At 35.6% G+C, this 4,393-nt stretch carries 1 protein-coding gene; it reads left to right on the top strand.

The annotated features are described in order from the left end of the window. Positions 1–1,159: 1,159 nt before the first annotated feature. A partial coding sequence (locus AC4FQV_RS11775) for a hypothetical protein (protein WP_491165593.1) occupies positions 1,160–4,393 on the top strand: 3,234 nt, incomplete at its 3' end.

Raw genomic sequence — 4,393 nt, 5'->3', positions numbered from 1 at the left:
TAATGGTACTGTATTAACTAAGGATAATGCAGCATCAGCAGTAGAAAGCCTTGAAAAGAATGGATACTTCGACTACACATTTTATGGAGACGTTCAAAACTCAGTAAAAGTAACATTTACAAAAGTAGAAGTTAAAGATACTACTTTAAAAGTAGCTACAGAAGGAAATGGTTCAGTAGTAATAAATGATCAATCATTAACTGGCGGAGACGTTAATGTTAAAATTGGTGAACCAACAAGAATAGCAGTTAAAGCTGCAGAAGGATACAAAGTAGACAAGGTAGAAGTTAATGGTACTGTATTAACTAAGGATAATGCAGCATCAGCAGTAGAAAGCCTTGAAAAGAATGGATACTTCGACTACACATTCTGGGGAGACGTTCAAAACTCAGTAAAAGTAACATTTACAAAAGTAGAAGTTAAAGATACTACTTTAAACGTAACTACAGAAGGAAATGGTACTGTAGAGGTAAATGGAAATTCATTAACTGGCGGAGACGTTAATGTTAAAATTGGTGAACCAACAAGAATAGCAGTTAAAGCTGCAGAAGGATACAAAGTAGACAAGGTAGAAGTTAATGGTTCTGTATTAACTAAGGACAATGCAGCATCAGCAGTAGAAAGCCTTGAAAAGAATGGATACTTTGACTACACATTCTGGGGAGATGTTCAAAACTCAGTAAAAGTAACATTTACAAAGATAGAAGTTAAAGATACTACTTTAAAAGTAGCTACAGAAGGTGAAGGTTCAGTAGTAATAAATGATCAATCATTAACTGGCGGAGACGTTAATGTTAAAATTGGTGATTTAACAAGAGTAACAGTTAAACCAGCAGAAGGATACAAAGTAGATAAAGTAGAAGTTAACGGAATTGTATTAACTAAGGATAATGCAGCATCAGCAGTAGAAAGCCTTGAAAAGAATGGATACTTTGATTATATATTCTATGGCGATGTTCAAAATTCATTAAAAGTAACATTCGTTAAAGAAGAAGTTACAGATACTACTTTAAATGTAACTACAGAAGGAAATGGTACTGTAGAAGTAAATAACACATCATTAACTGGTGGAGATGTTAATGTTAAAGTTGGAGAGCCAACAAGAATAGCAGTTAAAGCTGCAGAAGGATACAAAGTAGACAAGGTAGAAGTTAATGGAATGGTATTAACTAAGGATAATGCAGCATCAGCAGTAGAAAGCCTTGAAAAGAACGGATACTTCGACTACACATTCTGGGGAGACGTTCAAAACTCAGTAAAAGTAACATTTACAAAAGTAGAAGTTACAGATACTACTTTAAAAGTAGCTACAGAAGGTGAAGGTTCAGTAGTTATAAACGATACATCATTAACTGGTGGAGATGTTAATGTTAAAGTTGGAGAGCCAACAAGAGTAACAGTTAAACCAGCAGAAGGATACAAAGTAGATAAAGTAGAAGTTAATGGAATGGTATTAACTAAGGACAATGCAGCATCAGCAGTAGAAAGCCTTGAAAAGAATGGATACTTCGACTACACATTCTGGGGAGACGTTCAAAACTCAATGAAAGTAACATTCGTTAAAGAAGAAGTTACAGATACAATATTAAAAGTAACTACAGAAGGAAATGGTACTGTAGAAGTTAACGATACTACATTAACTGGTGGAGATGTTAATGTTAAAGTTGGAGAACCAACAAGAATATCAGTTAAACCAGCAGAAGGATACAAAGTAGACAAGGTAGAAGTTAATGGTCTTGTATTAACTAAGGATAATGCAGCATCAGCAGTAGAAAGTCTTGAAAAGAACGGATACTTCGACTACACATTCTGGGGAGATGTTCAAAACTCAGTAAAAGTAACATTCGTTAAAGAAGAAGTTACAGATACAATATTAAAAGTAACTACAGAAGGTGAAGGTTCAGTAGTTGTAAATGATCAATCATTAACTGGTGGAGATGTTAATGTTAAAGTTGGAGAGCCAACAAGAGTAACAGTTAAACCAGCAGAAGGATACAAAGTAGACAAGGTAGAAGTTAATGGTCTTGTATTAACTAAGGATAATGCAGCATCAGCAGTAGAAAGCCTTGAAAAGAACGGATACTTCGACTACACATTCTGGGGAGATGTTCAAAACTCAATGAAAGTAACATTCGTTAAAGAAGAAGTTACAGATACTACTTTAAATGTAACTACAGAAGGAAATGGTACTGTAGAAGTTAACGATACTACATTAACTGGTGGAGATGTTATGGTTAAGATTGGAGAGCCAACAAGAGTAACAGTTAAACCAGCCGAAGGATACAAAGTAGACAAGGTAGAAGTTAATGGTCTTGTATTAACTAAGGACAATGCAGCATCAGCAGTAGAAAGCCTTGAAAAGAACGGATACTTCGACTATATCTTCTGGGGAGATGTTCAAAACTCAATGAAAGTAACATTCGCTAAAGAAGAAGTTACAGATACAATCCTTAATGTAACTACAGAAGGACAAGGAACTGTAGAAGTTAACGATACTACATTAACTGGTGGAGATGTTATGGTTAAGGTTGGAGAGCCAACAAGAGTAACAGTTAAACCAGCAGAAGGATACAAAGTAGACAAGGTAGAAGTTAATGGTCTTGTATTAACTAAGGATAATGCAGCATCAGCAGTAGAAAGTCTTGAAAAGAACGGATACTTCGACTACACATTCTGGGGAGACGTTCAAAACTCAATGAAAGTAACATTCGTTAAAGAAGAAGTTACAGATACAATATTAAAAGTAGCTACAGAAGGTGAAGGTTCAGTAGTTGTAAATGATACATCATTAACTGGTGGAGATGTTATGGTTAAGGTTGGAGAGCCAACAAGAGTAACAGTTAAACCAGCAGAAGGATACAAAGTAGACAAAGTAGAAGTTAATGGTCTTGTATTAACTAAGGACAATGCAGCATCAGCAGTAGAAAGTCTTGAAAAGAACGGATACTTCGACTATATCTTCTGGGGAGATGTTCAAAACTCAATGAAAGTAACATTCGCTAAAGAAGAAGTTACAGATACAATCCTTAATGTAACTACAGAAGGACAAGGAACTGTAGAAGTTAACGATACTACATTAACTGGTGGAGATGTTATGGTTAAGGTTGGAGAGCCAACAAGAGTAACAGTTAAACCAGCAGAAGGATATAAAGTAGACAAAGTAGAAGTTAATGGTCTTGTATTAACTAAGGACAATGCAGCATCAGCAGTAGAAAGTCTTGAAAAGAACGGATACTTCGACTATATCTTCTGGGGAGATGTTCAAAACTCAATGAAAGTAACATTCGCTAAAGAAGAAGTTACAGATACAATCCTTAATGTAACTACAGAAGGACAAGGAACTGTAGAAGTTAACGATACTACATTAACTGGTGGAGATGTTATGGTTAAGGTTGGAGAGCCAACAAGAGTAACAGTTAAACCAGCAGAAGGATATAAAGTAGACAAAGTAGAAGTTAACGGAATTGTATTAACTAAGGACAATGCAGCATCAGCAGTAGAAAGCCTTGAAAAGAACGGATACTTCGACTATATCTTCTGGGGAGATATCCAAAACTCAATGAAAGTAACATTCGTTAAAGAAGAAGTTACAGATACAATCCTTAATGTAACTACAGAAGGACAAGGAACTGTAGAAATTAACGATACTACATTAACTGGCGGAGATGTTATGGTTAAGGTTGGAGAGCCAACAAGAGTAACAGTTAAACCAGCAGAAGGATACAAAGTAGACAAAGTAGAAGTTAATGGTCTTGTATTAACTAAGGACAATGCAGCATCAGCAGTAGAAAGTCTTGAAAAGAACGGATACTTCGACTATATCTTCTGGGGAGATATCCAAAACTCAATGAAAGTAACATTCGTTAAAGAAGAAGTTACAGATACAATCCTTAATGTAACTACAGAAGGACAAGGAACTGTAGAAATTAACGATACTACATTAACTGGCGGAGATGTTATGGTTAAGGTTGGAGAGCCAACAAGAGTAGTATTAAATCCAGCTGAAGGATATAAAGTAGACAAAGTAGAAGTTAATGGTCTTGTATTAACTAAGGATAATGCAGCATCAGCAGTAGAAAGCCTTGAAAAGAACGGATACTTCGACTATATCTTCTGGGGAGATATCCAAAACTCAATGAAAGTAACATTCGTTAAAGAAGAAGTTACAGATACAATCCTTAATGTAACTACAGAAGGACAAGGAACTGTAGAAATTAACGATACTACATTAACTGGCGGAGACGTTATGGTTAAGGTTGGAGAGCCAACAAGAGTAGTATTAAATCCAGCTGAAGGATATAAAGTAGACAAAGTAGAAGTTAATGGTCTTGTATTAACTAAGGACAATGCAGCATCAGCAGTAGAAAGCCTTGAAAAGAACGGATACTTCGAC

It is taken from the genome of Clostridium sp. TJA038 (genome assembly GCF_058310255.1).
Note: the sequence above shows the minus strand (reverse complement) of the source record. Positions and strands in the feature narration are given on the sequence as shown.